Source organism: Veillonella sp. T14073-2, assembly GCF_002959875.1.
In the GTDB taxonomy this organism is placed as follows: Bacteria; Bacillota; Negativicutes; order Veillonellales; family Veillonellaceae; genus Veillonella; species Veillonella infantium.
Genome location: NZ_PPDC01000010.1, coordinates 1 through 1,508, shown reverse-complemented (window position 1 = coordinate 1,508; position 1,508 = coordinate 1). Strand labels below are relative to the sequence as shown.

Sequence of the window (1,508 nt, the reverse complement as noted above, 5' to 3'; positions counted from 1 at the left end):
CGATTCTTCTACCTCATTTACACTTGATGACTGTCCTCAACCCCGGTGCGGTTGCCCGCTCCGGTTTGGCCTCTTTCCCGTTCGCTCGCCGCTACTAAGAAAATCTCGTTTGATTACTTTTCCTCTGGGTAATTAGATGTTTCAGTTCCCCAGGTGCCCTCCTCATAGTCTAAGCTATGGGTGACAGTGCATAACCACTGCCGGGTTCCCCCATTCGGAAATCTACGGGTCAAAGGTTGCTTGCACCTCTCCGTAGCTTATCGCAGCTTACCGCGTCCTTCTTCGGCTGATATCGCCAAGGCATCCACCGTACGCCCTTAAAATCTTTACTTAAGATTTTATTGACATGCATTAGATACATTGTCGTTTATTTTGTAGCCGTACATTTTCATGTACGTCACCATTAAGTCAGAGAATTATTTCCTATGTGCTCGGGTCAACCTACTTAGAAATTCTAAGAGATGACCTTACAAATATATATTAATTCTTCTATGCAGTTTTCAAAGAACAAACAATTCATATATTTCGCGTCTATCGTCGTTGCATTCGTTTCACTTGTCTTGCGTAATTACCATTACGCGGCGACGTCGTTCATCTCATGCGCCTAGATATCCATCGAAATCTATTAAATTGTAACTGATTGTTTAAATCAGCTTAGTTATTTTAGTATAAAACAGACCAGCTGTCAAATACTAAATGGTGGAGACGAGGAGATTCGAACTCCTGACCCCCTGCTTGCAAGGCAGGTGCTCTCCCAACTGAGCTACGCCCCCATGTATTAAATGGTGGGCCTAGGTGGACTCGAACCACCGACCTCACGCTTATCAGGCGTGCGCTCTAACCAGCTGAGCTATAGGCCCATTTAATATATGAGAAATTTATTATCTTGTAGATAACAGATCTCTCAAAACCGAACAATGTTAGGTGCCAAAGTGTCGACCTAAGTGACATCCAAACTCTTGGCTTGGTGTATGTCTCCCTAGAAAGGAGGTGATCCAGCCGCACCTTCCGATACGGCTACCTTGTTACGACTTCACCCCAATCATCGACTTTACCTTAGACGGCTGGCTCCCGAAGGTTACCCCACCGGCTTTGGGCACTTCCGACTTTCGTGGTGTGACGGGCGGTGTGTACAAGGCCCGGGAACGTATTCACCGCAGTATGCTGACCTGCGATTACTAGCGATTCCGACTTCACGTAGGCGAGTTGCAGCCTACGATCCGAACTGAGAGAGTGTTTCTCGGGTTTGCTCCACCTCGCGGTATTGCTTCCGTCTATTAACTCCCATTGTAGTACGTGTGTAGCCCAGGTCATAAGGGGCATGATGATTTGACGTCATCCCCGCCTTCCTCCGCATTGTCTGCGGCAGTCTCTCATGAGTTCCCACCCGAAGTGCTGGCAACATAAGATAGGGGTTGCGCTCGTTGCGGGACTTAACCCAACATCTCACGACACGAGCTGACGACAACCGTGCACCACCTGTTTTCTGGCTTCCGAAGAAGAGGAAC

2 tRNA genes and 2 rRNA genes are annotated in these 1,508 nt (G+C 47.8%); all 4 read right to left on the bottom strand.

The features are described from left to right. A 23S ribosomal RNA gene (locus VCHSUH04_RS10280) occupies positions 1–331 on the bottom strand; the annotation flags it as partial. A 366-nt stretch (positions 332–697) separates the two neighbouring features. Further along, positions 698–773 (bottom strand) — tRNA-Ala (locus tag VCHSUH04_RS08740). A 10-nt stretch (positions 774–783) separates the two neighbouring features. Beyond that, positions 784–860 (bottom strand) — tRNA-Ile (locus VCHSUH04_RS08735). 123 nt (positions 861–983) lie between these two features. Continuing rightward, positions 984–1,508: ribosomal RNA gene (locus VCHSUH04_RS08730) — 16S ribosomal RNA — on the bottom strand; the annotation flags it as partial.